12 protein-coding genes and 2 riboswitches are annotated in these 16033 nt (G+C 71.6%); of the genes, 5 read left to right on the top strand and 7 right to left on the bottom strand.

The genetic code is table 11. The annotated features are described in order from the left end of the window. Positions 1-320 precede the first annotated feature (320 nt). From WMF29_RS21090 to WMF29_RS21110, 5 genes are all read right to left on the bottom strand, one after another. Positions 321-1208, bottom strand: coding sequence for a hypothetical protein (locus WMF29_RS21090; protein WP_437330549.1), 888 nt, complete (start codon positions 1206-1208; stop codon positions 321-323). 378 nt (positions 1209-1586) lie between these two features. After that, the gene (locus WMF29_RS21095) at positions 1587-1826 is read right to left on the bottom strand and encodes a hypothetical protein (protein ID WP_437330550.1); all 240 of its coding nucleotides are present in this window, start codon (positions 1824-1826) and stop codon (positions 1587-1589) included. After that, a complete protein-coding gene (locus tag WMF29_RS21100) occupies positions 1823-2563 on the bottom strand; it encodes an RNA polymerase sigma factor (protein ID WP_437330551.1) in 741 nt (246 codons plus the stop codon). Before WMF29_RS21100 ends, WMF29_RS21095 begins: the two co-directional genes overlap by 4 nt. Next, positions 2541-6368 carry a tetratricopeptide repeat protein gene (locus WMF29_RS21105; RefSeq protein WP_437330552.1) on the bottom strand — a complete coding sequence of 1276 codons (3828 nt, stop codon included), beginning with the start codon at positions 6366-6368 and terminating at the stop codon, positions 2541-2543. Before WMF29_RS21105 ends, WMF29_RS21100 begins: the two co-directional genes overlap by 23 nt. Before the next feature lie 299 nt (positions 6369-6667). Then, a complete protein-coding gene (locus WMF29_RS21110) occupies positions 6668-7261 on the bottom strand; it encodes a Uma2 family endonuclease (RefSeq protein WP_437330553.1) in 594 nt (197 codons plus the stop codon). 49 nt (positions 7262-7310) lie between these two features. Between WMF29_RS21110 and WMF29_RS21115 the strand changes: the two genes are divergently transcribed. Beyond that, positions 7311-7802, top strand: a complete 492-nt coding sequence (locus WMF29_RS21115; RefSeq protein ID WP_437330554.1) for a type II toxin-antitoxin system RatA family toxin — start codon at positions 7311-7313, stop codon at positions 7800-7802. Here WMF29_RS21115 and WMF29_RS21120 read toward each other — a convergent pair. Beyond that, positions 7791-10565, bottom strand: a complete 2775-nt coding sequence (locus WMF29_RS21120) for a helix-turn-helix domain-containing protein (RefSeq protein ID WP_437330555.1) — start codon at positions 10563-10565, stop codon at positions 7791-7793. The genes WMF29_RS21115 and WMF29_RS21120 overlap by 12 nt on opposite strands. 123 nt (positions 10566-10688) lie before the next feature. Here WMF29_RS21120 and WMF29_RS21125 point away from each other — a divergent pair, with 123 nt between their 5' ends. Beyond that, the gene (locus tag WMF29_RS21125; RefSeq protein WP_437330556.1) at positions 10689-11264 is read left to right on the top strand and encodes a prolyl hydroxylase family protein; all 576 of its coding nucleotides are present in this window, start codon (positions 10689-10691) and stop codon (positions 11262-11264) included. Between the two features lie 34 nt (positions 11265-11298). On the opposite strand, the gene WMF29_RS21130 is transcribed toward WMF29_RS21125, so the two are convergent. Next, entirely contained in the window at positions 11299-12165 is an 867-nt protein-coding gene (locus tag WMF29_RS21130) for an NAD-dependent protein deacetylase (RefSeq protein ID WP_437330557.1), read from the bottom strand. A 106-nt stretch (positions 12166-12271) separates the two neighbouring features. After that, positions 12272-12478, top strand: a riboswitch (cobalamin riboswitch). A gap of 442 nt (positions 12479-12920) precedes the next feature. Between WMF29_RS21130 and WMF29_RS21135 the strand changes: the two genes are divergently transcribed. From WMF29_RS21135 to WMF29_RS21145, 3 genes are all read left to right on the top strand, one after another. Further along, positions 12921-14384, top strand: a complete 1464-nt coding sequence (locus WMF29_RS21135) for a dockerin type I domain-containing protein (protein WP_437330558.1) — start codon at positions 12921-12923, stop codon at positions 14382-14384. Positions 14385-14642: 258 nt separating this feature from the next. Continuing rightward, the gene (locus WMF29_RS21140) at positions 14643-14948 is read left to right on the top strand and encodes a hypothetical protein (RefSeq protein ID WP_437330559.1); all 306 of its coding nucleotides are present in this window, start codon (positions 14643-14645) and stop codon (positions 14946-14948) included. Further along, the gene (locus tag WMF29_RS21145) at positions 14945-15478 is read left to right on the top strand and encodes a hypothetical protein (RefSeq protein WP_437330560.1); all 534 of its coding nucleotides are present in this window, start codon (positions 14945-14947) and stop codon (positions 15476-15478) included. Before WMF29_RS21140 ends, WMF29_RS21145 begins: the two co-directional genes overlap by 4 nt. Before the next feature lie 121 nt (positions 15479-15599). Beyond that, positions 15600-15807: riboswitch (cobalamin riboswitch) on the top strand. Positions 15808-16033: the final 226 nt, after the last annotated feature.

A 16033-nucleotide genomic window follows, 5' to 3' on the forward strand; every position in this document is an offset into this window, starting at 1 on the left:
CACGTTGCTCGAAGCGCGCCGCTCGATTTCGGAGCTCTGTGCCCGGACTCGGAAGGATCGTTCACGTCCGGAGGCGAAATTTCTCTCCAGGACGCCGTCGATGGCGGGTGATGGACGTTTGAACGCCCTCGGCGCCGTTGCGCATCACCACAGCAGGTTCCACGTCGACCTCGCCGCAGCGGGAGGGCGGGTGGTCGTCTTGCGTCACCCTTACCTCGGTGCGCTCGATTCCCGTTCGTGAGGGGGGCTGTCAGGATCGTTGGTGTTCCGCGCCGCACGCGCGTTGGCGGCCGCGCGCGGCGCGGTAGGCTACGCGCCGCTTACGGCGACACCGCGACAGCGGGTTGAGAGACGGCGCCGTGGCTGGCGTCCTCGCCCGCGTCCTCGCCGCCGCCCGCTTCTGCCTCGACCTCCTCGCTCATGTCGTCGACAGTGGTGCTCGACACGCGCGACAGGAGTTTCGGGGTCACCTCCTCGAACGCGTCGCCATGGAAGTAATACCCGATCTTCCGGAGGTCGGCGTAGCGACGGACCAGGAGCGTCCAGAGCCGGTCGCGCATCGTCTCGGCCTCGCCGCGCTGCTTTGCCACGGGCCGGCGAGCCCCCTCGGGGGTGAGGGTGTCGAGCAGCCACTCGCTCGCTTCCCGCAGCTGGTCGAACTCCTCCTGGCTGAAAGGGTGTTTTCCGCGGAGCGCGACCGCGTGCTCGTCGTACAGGTGGGCCAGCGCCATCCCGTCGCTGGCGAGATCGTACTTGCCGCTGCCGGCCCGGATCTCGGCCACGACGTCCTTCGGCAGGAGCCCCCGCTTGGCCAGGGTCTCGGCGAGCGTGAGCATCGGCTCGCGCAGCTCGATCACGACCTTCAGCTTGGCCTCGATCTCACCGGAGCTGGCCGGCTTCGCCGTGACACGTGTAGCGGCGAAGACCAGGGCCCGGCCGAGGTCGGGCAGCGCGAGCACGTCGTCGAGCGGCAGCTCGGGCAGCGCCTTCCGGATCCGCGCGGGATCCGCGCAGGCGGCCTGGACGCCGCGCTTCACGTTGGCGAAGGCGATCCGCACATCCGCCCGACAGACCTCGACGTCGCGGTCCGGGAGCGCCGCGGCCTCTGGGGCAAAGCGCTTGTAGCAGGCGTGGTAGGTTGTCTTTGCCGTGGGAGTCGCCGTGGGCGCCTTCCCGGTGTGTGCTTGTTGGGTCTTGGCTTTGGCCATCTTGGGAACGTACGTCCAAGCGAGCGCGACGGTAGGTCACAGCACCGCCGGATGTGTGCTCGGAGGAGCGCAAGATCTCGACGCGAGGGGGATGGGGCTGCGAGGAGAGGCGCAACCCGTGGCCGCGGACCCCGGGCGGGGATGGATGGGGTCACGTAGTGTCATTTCGCAGGCCGATCTGTAAACGGTTGGACACACGTAGTGTCATTTCGCAGGCCGATCTGCAAACGGGGGGACACACGTAGTGTCACGCGGCAGGCCCTGCGGCCTACGATCGGACATGCGTAGCGTCGCCCGGTACGACGCTGCTGCGGTGGAGTCGTCCATGTTGCCTCCGCTGGCGCGCCGTCCGGCATCCGAGATCAGCAGCGGGTGGCGCTATGGCGCAGGGAGCCGGCGCAGCGCGAGCCGGCGCAGGTGAGCGCGGAGAGCCGGCGAGGGCGGGACGGCGTGGGCGTCGAGGCCGGCGAAGGCGGCGCGCTGGAGGCGGCAGGAGGCGCAGACCGCGAGGTGCGCGGCGATGGCGGCCGGCGGGGGCAGGCCGAGGGCTTGCGTCGCCTGCGTGCCGAGGAGCGGATCGGTGCACGCGGGCGGCGCCGGATAGGGCGACGGGCTCATGACGGCTCCTCCTCGGCGAGCGCCTCGCGCAGCTTGCCGAAGGCGCGGTGGCGGAGCTGGCGCACGTAGTTCGGGGTGATGCCGAGAGCGAGAGCGATCTCGGGGCCGTCGCGATCGTCGAGATCCATGGAAACGACCTCTTGCTCCAGCGGATTGCAGGCGCGCTCCAGAAGAGAGGCGAGCCTCTCCGCGGTTTCCCGCTGGAGCAGCGCGCTGAGGCCGCCCTCGTCGAGGGAGAGTTCACGGTCGTCTGGCGGGTCCACGGCTGCGTCGCGCGAGCGTGCGGCCAGGAGGCGCGCCGCCTTGTTGCGCAAGGTGCCGAAGAGGAAGCCGGGGACGTTCACGGGCTCGTGGGCGAGCACGGCCTCTGCCTTCTGGAAAAGGACGAGGAAGGCTTCCTGCACGGCGTCGGCGGCGTCGGCGGGCTGGAGCCGCAGCCGCCGTCGCGCGTAGCCGTTGAGCCTGGCGGCGTGGCGATCGAAGAGGGCGTCGAAGGCCGCGGCGTCGCCCCGGACGAGGGCGGCGAGCAGGGCCTCGTCGCTGTCGGCGAGGCGCGGAGGACGGCCGCGCAGGTCGCCAGAGGGCACCCAGCCGGTCGCGCGCAAACGCCCGAAAAGGAGCCCCCGGAGCCGCGTGAGATCGGTCGCGTCGGCAGGAGCCGAGAGCATGGCGGCGCGAGCGAGGAGGTCGGCGAGGGGCACGGGTGGAAAGAGATTAGCCTGGCTGCTTCTGTGCAAGGGCGCGAAAGTTCTGCAGAATGGGGTGGGCCGGCATGTGCCTTCTGAGGACTTCCAAGCCGTGCCGCACGAGCTCGACGCCGCTCTCCTGCTGACCCAGGCGGGCTACCGCCCACCCGAGTGCCACCTCCGTTTCAGCCAATATATAGTGTTCAAGCGTGCCGACACACCGCTCCTGGATGGTCATCGCGCGGCGATAGTACAACACGGCCTGTTCGAGCTCACCTTCGCGCGCAAACAGATCCGCGAGAGTGCGCAGCAACGACGCATCGGCCAACTGCCCGTCCCCGTCATCGATATTTCTTCTCAAAGCTAGCAAGCGTTCCAGCGCCTGACGTGCTCCTCCCATGTCACCCCGCATCATTAGAACACTACCCAATAGTCGGAGCGCCTCCGCTACAGCACTGTGTTCCTCGGTGCCATGCAGGTGCCTCAACAAGCCGTAGGCACGGGTCAGCAATTGATGCGACATCGTCAGGTCGCCCTGGGTCATCAGAACGCAACCCAGCATGAGCAGGGACGCCGCCACGTCGGGGTGCTCGTCCGTACCGTGCAGCTTCACCAGGATGGCGAGCGAGCGCTCCAGCAGCTCCCGCGCTCGCTTCCGGGGACCTTGAGCTAGGAAAACGCTAGCCAGCACATGTAACGCCGCCGCCACGTCGGGGTGCTCGTCCGTACCGTGCAGCCTCACCAGGATGGCGAGCGAGCGCTCCAACAGCTCACGCGCTCGCTTCCAATCGCCCTGTAACATGAGAATACTACTCAGCGCAGTCAGCATCGCCGCCGTGTCCGGGTGTTCATCTGCACCATACACGTCCTCCCGGATGGCAAGCGAGCGCTCCAACAGCTCACGCGCTCGCTTCCAATCGCCCTGCATTAGGAGAATGCGACTCAGCCCATACGACGCTGCAGCTACATCGGGATGTTTATCGGTGCCGTGTGCCTTTACCAAAAGATCGTGCGAGCGTTCCATCGTTTGCCGCGCGCCGTTCAGATTTCCCCGCTGCAAGAGAACGCACCCTAGTGCTTGGAGCGCTGCCCCGAAATCCCGGCAGTCCTCACTACCATGTATCTTGGCTGAGATGCTGCATGAACGCTCCAGCGCCTGCTGCGCCGCACCAAGATCGCCCTGCACCATCAGAGCGCCACCGAGCGCGCGCAGCACCATTGCGATCCGAGTATGCTCCTCCGTGCCGAGCACACGGACGAAAAGCGATTTACTTCGCTGGATGTGCTCCACGGCGCACGATGGCGGCTGTCCCGCCTTGAGCGCAGCGGAGCCGGCCCACAGATGGCCATACGGAGAGTCCGGCAGCGCCGTCAAATGACGCTCGGCGAGCCGGAAGCTGTCGGCATACAGGCCGGCATGTTCGAGCGCTCCGTCGAGCTGGCTGGCAAGAGCTTCAGCCCACTCGACGTGCCCGCCCCGCAATGCATGCTCCCACGCCGCCTGCGTACGCTCGATCCGCACTGTTGTCGACACCGCGTTCGCAGCCATCTTCTTCCAAGCCCTCGCCGCCACCAAATGCCACCGCGTCGCGTCAGCCAGATCGAACCGCGGCTCAACGAGCGGGCTCACCCGGTACGCCCGCGCGCCGTCGAGCTCACCCACCTCCAGCAGCCCCCAGCTCGCCAGCACATCGAGGTCGCGGTCGAGGTCGACCGCGAGCCCCTCGGCGAGCGCTGCGAACGCTTCCCTCGGCACTGCGGCCTCGAAGACGCGCGCCCTCTTCACGAACTCGAGCGCCGGCTCACCGAAGGCAGCGCGGGTCTGCTCGCAGGCCATGTGGCGCAAGAACAGCCCCGCCAGCTTGGCGTGCTCCTCCTCGCTCGCCTCGTCGCCCGGCGCCCAGATCGGAAGCGCCGCCGACGCGCTCGCAGCAACGGCGGCGAGCTCCTTGTCCGGCTTGCCCGCGAGCAGCGAGCGCGCCCATGCGAGGACACGTGCATTGCGCCCCAGCCGCTCGGCGAGGTCGTGCCAGCTCTTGAGCGACACGCTCGCGAGCTCGTTCGACGCCTGCCCCCGCATCCAGAGCTTTCTCACGGCAGCGCTGTCGAGCGCGCCGAGCGGCACGAAGGCGAGCGCCCGGTCGTTCGCTCCCGGGACCCGGAACTCGGCCGTCGACGTGATCAAGAGCTTCGGCTTGCCGGTGGCGCAGGTGGGCAGGAGCGCCTCGAGCAGCGCGGCCGCCTCGGGCTTCACGAGCCAGGGGCCGCCCGTGCTTCGCTCGAGGTTCTGCTCGAAGTCGTCGAGCACGATGACCACGCGCAGCCTGCGCCAGTGCTCCATCACGCGCCGCACGCGCTGGAGCACGCTCTCCTCGGCGCGCGCGAGCATGTCCTCGGCGGCCTGGTGTGCTCCGCCAGCTCGGGCGGCCTGCTGAAACGCTTCAAGCACACCGCGCTCGTCGATCACACCGTGCAGGACCACCATACCGAGCTCCGGCGTGTGCTGCTTGGCGCGCTCGATCGTCCGGCCCACCGCGCACGACTTGCCGACGCCCTTCATCCCGAAGACACACGCGCCCGCCACGTCGCGCGCCCCGCCCTTCTGCATGTCTTGCCCGCGCAGGAGCACGCGGACCAGGCGCTGCACGAGCCGCCGCCGGCCCACGAAGCCCGCCTTGAGCACGCGCATGTGGCTGCCCAGGAAGCTGTAGATCTCGTCGCGATCGGCGCGCTCGCTCAGCGGCTCGGCGCCATCGTCGATGCGGAACCCAGCCGCCGAGCCGCTGACGAGGTGCAGCGTCCCCCAGGCATGGGACGGCGCGGACGCGCCCTCCTCGGTGCGTCGCATCCGCTCGCGCGCGACCTGCGCGGCCTCGACCGGGGTCTTGCCGGTACCGATCTGCTCGTACACAGCCGACGCCGCCAGCGTGGCGAGATCGTCACGAACCGGACGCGTCCAGCCGAGCACGTTGGGAGCGCCCCCTGACACGAGATCCGCCGCGAAGCTCGCGACCGAGCCGCGGACCTCGGCGCTGTGGCAACACGACACCATCACGAGCTCCGGCATGACCTTCGCGCGCTCCAGCGCGTCGAGGAGCTCCGCCGGCGAGACGAGGCGCTTGCCGCCGAACTCGTCCTCCATGACGAGCCGCGGTCCGTCAGGCGTCAGCACCCCGTGTCCGCTCAGGTGCACGACGTCGAAGCGCTCGACGAGCAGCGCGGCGCGGAGGTCTTCCAGCGTGCCCTCCTCGACGACGCGCAGGCGGGCGCGGCGGCGCTCGGCCAAGGGCGCGATCGCGGCGAGCAGCTCCTCTTCTTCCCGCTCGAAGTCGAGCTCTGGCGGCGCGTCGTGGGGAGAGAACGCCATGAACAGGATGCGCAGGCCGCCGCTGTCCAGCAGGCGCGGCGCGGCGAGATCCTGGGGCCCGAGCTGCAGCACGACCGTGAGCGGCGGCGCGCCACGGTGGCGCGTCTCCGCAAAGGGCAGGAGCTCCCATCGCATCCACGTGGCGGGGTGCGCGCGCAGCGCGCCGCGGTCGTCGCTCCGCGCACGCACGACGAGATCGAGCCGGCGGCGCTCGGCCTCCGCCCTCGCGATGCGCTGCGCGAGGGCGCGCTCGGGGCCGTCGAGCAGCTCGAAGAGGGCGGCGCTCAGCGCGGTGCGGGTGCTGACGATCGCGGCGCTCTGCTCTGCGCTCTCCGCGAGGCTCACCGCGTCGGCCAGGCGCTGGAGGCGCGCGATCTCGTCGCGGCGGAGGATCTTGTTCCTGGCGCCAGGCGCCTCGGCCCAGCTCAGGATCAAGTCGCCACCCGAATCCAGCCGGAGGTCGACCATCGCGGGCAGCGGCGCAGCCATGTGAGGCACCGTACGTGACGAGAATCGGGGGGCCAAGGGCGCGGTCATCAGGGTCCTTTCGTCGAAGCCACCGGCTCATCCCGCGAGCAGGCCCGGGCGTTACAGCCGCCTGCGCGTTTCTGGCTCGAGCGACGTGGCTCCCCGCTCCTGGACGCGGGCGTACCTGCCGATGGCCCCGCACCCGCGACGAGGGCTCAGGCTCTCGCTGCCGGCGTCACCATCGGCCCGCGGCGCAACGACGTTCAGAGCAAGCCGCGCATCCAGCCGATGGCTGGGAGCTCATCACCACGACAACGGCGTCACCCCTCTGCCGCCGTCGCAACCTGGGAGAACGGGTCTCGGTAAATCTCGCCGACCGACAGAGCGCACCCGATCGCCTCGAGGTGCGCGCCCCCTCCAGCGCGGGCCTCCCGGAGCGTCCACGAGTCGTCCGGATTGCGGTGAAACACCTCTATGCGCTGCTCGTGCTGCGAGACGAGCACGTACTCCCTGAGCGAGGGGATCCGCCGGTAGTGCGCGAACTTCTCGCCCCGATCGTACGCCTCCGTGCTGTCGGAGAGGACCTCAACCAAGACGATTGGGTTGAGCGCTGCGTCCTTGTCCTCGAGATCGCGCTCGAGCCTCCCGCAGAGGACGCTGACGTCAGGGTACGTGGAGAGCCCGGTCGCCTGCACCCGGACGCGCAGATCGGCGGAGTAGACCGCGCAGGGCCGCTCGCGGAGCTGCGCCCGGAGCTCCGCAATCACGTTCGCGCACAGGCGCGCGTGCTCCGGCGTTCCGCCGGCCATCGCGAAGATCTCGCCGTTCAGGAACTCGTGCTTCGTCGGGCTCGCCCGCTCCTGCTCGAGATACTCGGCGTATGTCCAGACGATCCTGCGCGCCGGCTCGTTCATGGTCGGGCAGTATGCCACGCCAGCGCGTCACGGCCCTATCCTCGGCGCCATGCCCACGATCCAGAGCACCGCCGAGATCGACGCCGCCTGCGACGCGCTCTTCGCGCTGTCCCAGGACTACGACCTCCGGCTCGAGTGGGACCCGTTCCTCCGCGAGATGCGCTACCGCGACGGCGCGACCGAGCCCGCCGTCGGCGTGCGGGTGTGGGTGCGGGCCAAGAACGGGATGTCCATGGAGGCCCGTTACATCACCCTGAACCCGCCGGAGCAGGTGGCCATCACCATGGTCGAGGGGCCGCGGATCTTCCGCCAGTTCTCGGGCGCGTGGCTCTTCAAGGCGCAGTCGCCGCGACGGACCCGCGTCACGTTCCGCTACAACTTCACCGCGCGCCCGCAGGTCCTCGCCCCGGTGCTGGAGCCGGTGATGGCGACCGTGCTGAAGCGCGACATCGAGCAGCGCCTCGCCGGGCTCAAGCAGAGCGCCGAGACGACGGACATCCTGCAGCGGCTGCCGCCCCGCGCCCGGCCCTCATCCGCCTAGCCGCTCGAGCGCCTCCCGCGTCGCCGCGGCCCCGGGGTGGCGCAGGCGCGCCCGCAGCGCCGCCGCCTCGGCGAGCAGCTCCCGCCCTCGCGCGCGCTCCTCGCCGCGCGCCGCCGCCGCGCGCGCCACGCCGGCCCAGTGCAGCCCGTCCGCCCTCGCCCACGCGTCCTCGCCCGCCCACGCAACAGCCGAGTCGGCGAGCGCCGTCGCAGACGCCGCCGCCCCCGCGCCGCGCGCCAGCGCGCACCGCGCGGCGACGACCGCGAGCCGCGCGCGGAACGGGCCGAACCCGCACGCCTCCGCGACATGCAGCCCCTCCAGCGCCTGCCGCGCGCCGTCGTCGAGCCGGCCAGCGGCGAGCGCGATCCGCGCCGCGAGCTCCTGGCACCGGAGCGCGACCTCCACCTCGCCCGTCGCGGAAGCCCAGCGGCGCGCCTCGACGAGGTGCGCCTCGGCCGACGCGACGTCGCCGCCGTCGCCGTCGCCTCCGTCCAGCAGCGCGAGGCCGAGCAGCGTGTGGCCGTGCGCGACGTGCCCCTCCCATCCCCTCCGCCTGCACTCGGCGATGTTGCGCTCCGTGGCCTCGCGCGCCTCGTCGCGGCGCCCGAGCGCGAGCGCGTGCTCCGCCTCCCAGAGCGCGCGGCGCGCGACCGGCGCGTCGCCCAGCTCCCGCAGGCGCGCGAAGCGCTCGCCCGCCGCGTCGACCTCGCCGAGGTCGTGCAGCACCGCGGCGAGCAGCGCCAGCGCGCGCACGGCGTGGAGCTGGTCCGCGGCGCGACGGGCGCTCCCCGCGGCGCCTCCGGCGATCTCCGCCGATCGCTCGAGCAGGCCGCGCGCCCCGGTCAGGTTGCCCCGCAGCCGCTCGGTGTACGCCAGCGTGCGCAGGCCCATCGCGAGCAGCGCCGGGTCGCCCAGCGCACCGGCGAGCTCGTTGTGCGCCTCGTAGCAGGCGCAAGCGAACGCGAGATCCCCGAGCGCACCGGCGTAGAGCCCCGCGTCGTAAACGCGCGACGCCCTCGCGCGCGCGGGCAGCGAGGCCGGCATGTCCCGAGGGTCGTCGCCGCCGGCGAACGCGCGCAGGATGCGGGCGCCGCGGGCCATGTCGCCGAGCTTGAGCCCGAGGTGCGCGAAGCCCCCGAGGGCGAGCGCGTAGATCTCGTACGCCTCGCCCGCACGCCCGGCGCCGAGCAGCTCGGTGAGGATGGCCTCGTACGCGTCGACCGCCTCGCGTTCATGCGGCGCCCGGCGCGGCGCCTCGTCGAGGCGCGGCGGCGGCGCGGCGCTCCCCGCGGCGTGGACGCGCTCCGGCGGCACGCCGAGCAGCGACTTGAAGTGCTGCCGCACGAAGGGGTGCGTCGAGTAGCAACGCTCGCCCGGACGCGCCGCGAACACGAGCCCCAGCCGCTCCAGCCGGGCGAGCCCGCGCGCGAGCTCCGCGGCGCCCCACCCCGCCATGGCGCCCGCGATCTCGCCGCCGGCCCGGATCAGCTGGTGCAGCGCCTCCTCGCCGGCGCCGCCGGGGAACACCGAGAGGCGCGCGAGGAGGTCCCGCTCGCCCGGCGGCAGCGCGCGCGCGTAGGCCGACAGCACCGAGCTCAGGCGGCGGGCGAGGACGTCGTCGTGCTCGGCCTCGGCGAGGTGCGCCGCTTGCGCCGCGGAGAGCCGCCCCGCGTCGCCGCCGAGGAACGCGCCCACGTAGGAGCCGAGGACGGCGACCGAGAGCGCGTGGCCGCCCGTCCTCTCGAACAGCGCGCCGAGGGCGCCGTCGTCGCCGTGGATGCCCCAGCGGCGCAGGAGCGACGCAGCGTCGCCCTCGCAGAGCGGCTCCGGCCGGATCGTCGCGAGCCCGCCCTCGGCCCAGGCGGACAGATCCGCGAGCTCGAAGCGCGACGTGACGAGCGCCCGCGCGCCGCCGAGCCCGGACGCGACAGCGCAGAGCAGCCGCCGGAGGAGCGCATCGTGCAGCTCGCCGTGCGCGCGCCCTGCGCCCCCTTCGGCCTGCACGGTCTCGAGCCCGTCGAGCACGAGCAGGTGCGGCGGCCCCTGCCCCAGCGCCTCCTTCAGCCGCGCGAGCTGCTCTCCGGGCGCCGCCGGCGGCCGCGCCGCCCCCGGACCCGAGGCGCCCGCGCCCGGCGCGAAGTAGGCCGCCGCCTGGTCGAGGAACGCCTCGCTCCTGGGGTCGTCGTAGAAGCTCCAGACGAGCACCCCGCCGGGCCGCGGAGCGTCGCCGAGCCGCTGGAGGAAGCGCTCGGCGATCGCGGTCTTGCCCGCCCCGCCCACGCCGAGGAGCGCGATCACCCGGGGGCACGGCGGTGACGCATCGGCCCACGCGGAGAGCCGGTCGAGGATCTCCCCGCGCCCGACGAAGTGCCGCGCTCGCTGGAGCGTGTGCGCGTGCAGCGGGCGCCACGCCGGGGCGGGCGCCTCCGCGGCCTGGCTCGCTGCCCCCGCTTCCTCTGCGGCGGGCTCCGCCCCCGGCGCCGCCTCGACCCCGACGACGAGCAGCTCGCCCTCGGCGAGGCCGAGCTCGGCGCCGAGGCGCTCGATGATGCGCCGCCGGGACGGGCTCCGGACCGAGAAGCCGAGCCGCGGATCGTTGACCGCGCCCGACTCGTAGCGGCGGTAGGTCCGCACGTCGACGCCGATCGACGCGGCGACCTGCTCCTGCGTCAGGTCGAGCTCGAGCCGCGCCCGCTGGAGGAGCGTGTGGTTGAAGCGGACCGCGGGCTCCGCGCTGCGGCCCGCCCTGGAGACCCGTGCCATCGGTGCGAGCGCCCGATCATCGGCGATGCCGCGCTCTCCTGTCCACCGCGCTGCCCGGTCCTGCCCGGTCCTGCCCGGGTCCCGCCCTTCCGGATCCGGTCCGCCCGGGCCCACGCTCCACGCATGAGCACCCTGCACGCCGAACGAACCGCCCAGTGCACCGACTACACCGACAATCTCCGCATCTTCACGGTGACGAACGTCCTGTCGCCCGACGAGTGCGCGGGCTTCATCGCGCTCGCCGAGGCGCGAGGCTTCGAGCAGGCGCCGATCGGAGGGACCGAGATCATCAACCTCGAGGTGCGCAAGAACGGCCGCGTCATCGTCGACGATCCGGAGCTCGCCGCGAGCCTCTGGGAGCGGCTCGCGCGGTGGATGCCGCCGAGCTTCGGCCTCCACCGCGCCGTCGGGCTGAACGAGCGCTTCCGCTACTATCGGTACACCGAGGGCGAGTATTTCAACTGGCACGGCGACGGGTCGTTCGTGCGATCCGACGGCGAGCGGAGCCTTTACACCGCGATGATCTACCTGAACGACGACTTCGAGGGCGGCACGACCGATTTCTGGGGCGGTCGGAGCGTCGCCCCGCGGCGCGGGATGGCGCTCCTGTTCGAGCACCGCCGGCTCCACCGCGGCGCCGCCGTGACGCGGGGGAGCAAGTACGTCCTCCGCAGCGATGTGATGTACCGGCGCGGGTGATGCCGGCGCCGCGCGTGCGCCGGCGCTCGGCGCCTCACCAGGGCGCTGAGGTCGCGCGGACGCCGAGCGCGTCGGCGAGCCGCGGCAGCACCTCGCCGGCCCGGGCCTCGATCTTGAGCGCGCCGAGCTCCTCGCCGCGCGCGGAGCCGAGGTTGATCATGGCGATCGGCATGCCTCGCTGCGCGGCGCGCAGCACGAAGCGGTAGCCCGAGAAGACCGCCAGCGACGAGCCGACGACGAGGAGCGCGTCCGCCGCGTCCAGGAGCGCGAACGCCGCGTCGACGATCGGCCGGGCCACGTTCTCGCCGAAGAAGACGACGCGCGGCTTGAGCGGCCCCTCGCAGCGGAGGCACGGCGGCGCCCGGAAGCCCGCCACGTGCTCGGCGGGCAGGTCGGCGTCGCCGTCGGGGGCGAGGTCGGCCGCGAGGCGCAGCCAGCCGGGGTTCTGCGCGAGGAGCCGCTCCTGGAGGGCGGCGCGCCGCTCCATCGCGCCGCACGCGAGGCAAGCGACCTCGGAGAGCGTCCCGTGCAGCTCGATGACGCGGCGGCTGCCCGCGGCCTGGTGGAGGCCGTCGACGTTCTGCGTGATGAGGCCGTCGAGCTGCCCGCCGTGCTCGAGCTGCGCGAGCGCGCGGTGGGCGGGGTTCGGCTCGGCCCTGGAGAACCGCTCCCAGCCGATCACGGCGCGCGCCCAGTACCGCTGCCGGATCTCGGCCGAGCGCGAGAACTCCCGCCCCTGGATCGGGTTCCGCGCGCGGCGCCGCGTCTCGGGACCTCGATAATCCGGGATGCCGGACTCGGTGCTGCACCCCGCGCCCGTCAGCGCCACGATCCGCTTGCCGCGCAGGAGCGCGACGAGGTCGTCGAGCGGATCGGCCGGACGCGCTTCGCTGAGCGGCATATGCCCGGGTTGTGGCCCGCCACGGCGCGCACCGCCAGGCCAGCGTGTGTCGACCGCGCGTCCGAGCTCCCGGAACATCTCGCTTGACCGGTCGGCCGCGCGGCAATATGTAAGCACCCATGTTGGTGCCCCTGGCTTCGCCCGGGGCTCAAAAGGGAACCCGGTGTGAATCCGGGGCTGCCCCGCAGCGGTAAGCGAGAACGATCTCCACGACGAGCACTGGCCCTCGGGCTGGGAAGCGGTGGATTGTAGGAACCCGGCGAGAGCCGGAGCGCTCGTGAGCCCGAAGACCTGCCAGCATCCTGCGCTGGGGAGACATCCCGCGCCGGTTTGACCTGGAAGCCTCGAGGGAGGCGGGTAGGTCCGAGCTGGCGCAGACTCTCGCGCCTGTCCCGGTTCCGACCCGTCCCCCGCGTCTCTTCCTTCACAGTCGCCCGCGGGGGCGAAGGGTCGGTCCGATGTTCTCTCATCGAAGGTTCAGCGTGTCCGCGCCTCCTGGCCGGCTCCTCCGTACCTCGCGAGCTCGCGCCGAGCGGGCTCGCGCAGCTCCGGACGAAGCAGGCGAGGAGTCGTGTTGTGCTGAGCGTTCCCGGTAGAGGGTCGGCACGACGCGCTCGCCACATCCGCGGTCGCGACCAGGCTTGACGGCGCGCTCCCCCGCTCTCGGCCGAGGGCTCGGCCCTCGAGCGAGGCGTGGTGTGCGCCGGCTCGCGACTCCTCCTGTTGGCAGTAGAGGTGGAAAGGGAATAGGCCTCATGCGCATTTCTGTATCTTCCGTCGCCGCGACGCTCCTCCTGCTCTCGCCGTCGGCGTTCGCGGACGCCTTCGACGAGTACGGGGGCAACCCGTATTATACATTCAATCTGCCCACCATCACCGATGGGTGGTCCACGGCGCTGGACGGGTTCCCCACGACGGCCCAGGAGATCGATGGCTACGAGCTGGCCGGACGGCTCCTCGTCGCCAACGATCAGACCCTGTATCTCCAGAAAAACTATGGATCGAGCGTCTACGTGCCCGTCGCCACCCTGAGCGACGGGCCGATGGATCCGAGCTTCCTCGCCATCTCGCCGGACGGCGGCACGATCGCGCTCGGCGTCGGCTACGGGGCGCCGCTGCTCGTGTTCCCGAGCTCGATCCTCAGCATCACCTCGCCGCCCGACCTGCTCAGCGACGGGCAGGTGATCGAGCTCGACGTCGATTACTACGACGGGGCCTGGTACGGGAACGACGCGCTCGTCATCAACGGCGGCTATAGCGTCCAGGGTGTCTACACGAGCGGCGTCTATGCCCTCGACCTGACCGCGTCGCCCATCGTGGAGATCCCGCTGATCACGAGCATCCCGGGCGCCTCCGGGGGGATCGCCATGGACTCCGGGGGCAACCTCGTCACCGGGATCGGCTATCAGCCGTCGCCCAACCGGACCGGCGAGCTCCGCATCTGGGCGGCGGCCGACATCCAGGACGCCATCGACGGCACGTCGGGCCCGTATGCGTTCGGCGGCAGCGAGGGCTCGCTCCTGGCGAGCAACGTGCTGAACGCGGCGGCGCTCGGCTTCGACGAGGACGACACGCTGCACGTGGGCGGCGGAGACGCGTTCGGCGTCGGCGGCGCGAGCGAGAACGGATACGCGGCGCTCGTCCGCGCCAGCGTGGTCACGGCCGTCCTCGGGGGCAGCCAGACGCCGGTCAACGAGGCGAGCTCGTCGCAGTACCTCGAGTTCACGCCGGACCCCTGCGAGGACGACAGCTCGACGTCGCCCATCGCGTTCGTGGGCCACACGAGCGCCCTGGCGATCGTGTGGAACCCATCGGGCGACGAGTACTCGTCCCCCGCGGGGCAGTGCTACTCGGCCGGGAGCGCCTGGGACTACTGGGAGGTCGGCGTGACGCCGAAGGTGACGCTGTACTTCCCCGACGGCGCGCCGGACTCGGACAGCGACGGCGTGCCCGACGGCGCGGACAACGCCTACCTCACGGCGAACGCGAACCAGCGCGACACCGACGGCGACGGCTTCGGGAACATCGCGGACGCGGATCTCGACAACGACGGCGACGTGGACACGGGCGACTACACCATCCTCAGCGCCGCGATGAACACCCAGCTGGGCAACCCAGGGTACAACCAGCACGCCGACTTCAACGGCGACGGGTACGTCAACACGGCCGATTACAACATCTACCTCGCGCGAAACAACACGTCGGCGCCGTTCTATTGATGTGTGGGCGCGGGCAGCGCCGCGTCGGGGATGCTCCGATGGAGCGCGCCCCCGCCCTCGGAGGTCTCATGGTGTCTCGCATGGCGCGCGCGGGCGCGCTCCTTTCGATATTCGCGCTCATCGCCTGCGGATCCGAGAGCTCCCCGTCCGGGAGCGGGACCGGCGGCGCGGGTGGCGGAGCCGCGCAGGGGTCCGGCGGCGCTGGCGGTGAAGGCGGAGCGGGCGGAACAGGCTCCACCTCCGGAGCTGGAGAGGTCGGTGGCGCTGGCGGCGCTGGAGGCGCCGCTGGCTCTGGCGACCCCGGCAGCACCGGAGGCGCCGACGGCTCCGGCGGCTCCGGAGGAGCAGATGGTGCTGGCGGTGCCGGCAGCACCGGAGGCGCTGATGGCTCCGGCGGCGCTGGCGGCACCGGAGGCGCCGATGGCTCCGGCGGCGCTGACGGCGCCGGAGGCGCTGATGGCTCCGGCGGTGCCGGAGGCACCGATGGCGCTGGCGGCTCCGGAGCCGCCGGCGGCGCAGGAGAAGGCTGCACCGGCACGGAAACGGTGTTTGCTTCCGAGGTGATCAGTTATCGCTTCGGGCCGGGTCAGACCTTCGGACAGGACAAGTTCCCGGACATCGCCTTCGGTCCTCCCAAGGGTGGGGGTTGTTGCGGCGGCTCCGCCGACGTGGTGTCTCTCGGCAACGGCGGCACCGTCACCTTCGGTTTCTCGGGCAACCTCATCGTCGATGGCCCGGGGCCGGATTTCATCGTCTTCGAGAACGCGTTCCAGAGCACCCCGACCACCGTGTTCGCCGAGCTCGCGACCGTCGAGGTCAGCCAGGACGGCGTCGACTGGAAAGCTTACTCGTGCAAGGCCACGGCGGCTCCCTATGACGACTGCGCCGGCTGGCACCCTGTGCTCGCGAACCCCGAAACGAACTCCATCGATCCCACCGATCCCGCCGTCGCGGGCGGCGACGCCTTCGACCTCGCCGACGTCGGCCTCGCTTTCGCCCGCTATGTGCGGATCACGGATCGCGCGGACATGGCCGGCCCGAACGGCAATTTCGATCTCGACGCCGTGGCGATCGCGAACGCATCCTGCCCGTGACCATCCAGGGCAAATACGCCGCTGGCACGCCGATGGTACGCCGATGGAATGACAGCATGTCGATCGCCCCGCTCGTCCGGCCACCCACAACATATCGCTTGACCTGCGCTCGGCACCGCAATATGTAGTGCCTCATGTTGGTGCCTCGGGCTTCGGCCCGGGGCTCAAAAGGGAACCCGGTGTGAGTCCGGGGCTGCCCCGCAGCGGTAAGCGAGAACGATCTCCACGACGCGCACTGGCCCTCGGGCTGGGAAGCGGTGGATCGTAGGAACCCGGCGAGAGCCGGAGCGCTCGTGAGCCCGAAGACCTGCCAGCATCCTGCGCTGGGGAGACATCCCGCGCCGGTTTGACCTGGAAGCCTCGAGGGAGGCGGGTAGGTCCGAGCTGGCGCAGACTCTCGCGCTTGTCCCGGTCCCGACCCCCTCCCGCGTTGTCTTCCTTTCGCCCGCGGGGGCGAGCGGTCGGTCCGAGGGCTCCTCCAAAGAGCCTGGCGCACCCGTGCGCATCGGCTGGCTTTCTCGTTCTCGCGGCATCGACGCGAGCGGTCCGAGACCG

This window comes from Sorangium sp. So ce381 (assembly GCF_051473845.1).
GTDB classification, from domain to species: Bacteria; Myxococcota_A; Polyangia; order Polyangiales; family Polyangiaceae; genus Sorangium; species Sorangium atrum.

Excerpts from the sequence above, each read along its gene's own strand:
- WMF29_RS21090 (WP_437330549.1), bottom strand. The coding sequence starts at position 1,208 with ATGGCCAAAGCCAAGACCCAACAAGCACACACCGGGAAGGCGCCCACG.
- WMF29_RS21095 (WP_437330550.1), bottom strand. The coding sequence starts at position 1,826 with ATGAGCCCGTCGCCCTATCCGGCGCCGCCCGCGTGCACCGATCCGCTC.
- WMF29_RS21105 (WP_437330552.1), bottom strand. The coding sequence starts at position 6,368 with ATGGCTGCGCCGCTGCCCGCGATGGTCGACCTCCGGCTGGATTCGGGT.
- WMF29_RS21110 (WP_437330553.1), bottom strand. The coding sequence starts at position 7,261 with ATGAACGAGCCGGCGCGCAGGATCGTCTGGACATACGCCGAGTATCTC.
- WMF29_RS21115 (WP_437330554.1), top strand. The coding sequence starts at position 7,311 with ATGCCCACGATCCAGAGCACCGCCGAGATCGACGCCGCCTGCGACGCG.
- WMF29_RS21120 (WP_437330555.1), bottom strand. The coding sequence starts at position 10,565 with ATGGCACGGGTCTCCAGGGCGGGCCGCAGCGCGGAGCCCGCGGTCCGC.
- WMF29_RS21125 (WP_437330556.1), top strand. The coding sequence starts at position 10,689 with ATGAGCACCCTGCACGCCGAACGAACCGCCCAGTGCACCGACTACACC.
- WMF29_RS21130 (WP_437330557.1), bottom strand. The coding sequence starts at position 12,165 with ATGCCGCTCAGCGAAGCGCGTCCGGCCGATCCGCTCGACGACCTCGTC.
- WMF29_RS21135 (WP_437330558.1), top strand. The coding sequence starts at position 12,921 with ATGCGCATTTCTGTATCTTCCGTCGCCGCGACGCTCCTCCTGCTCTCG.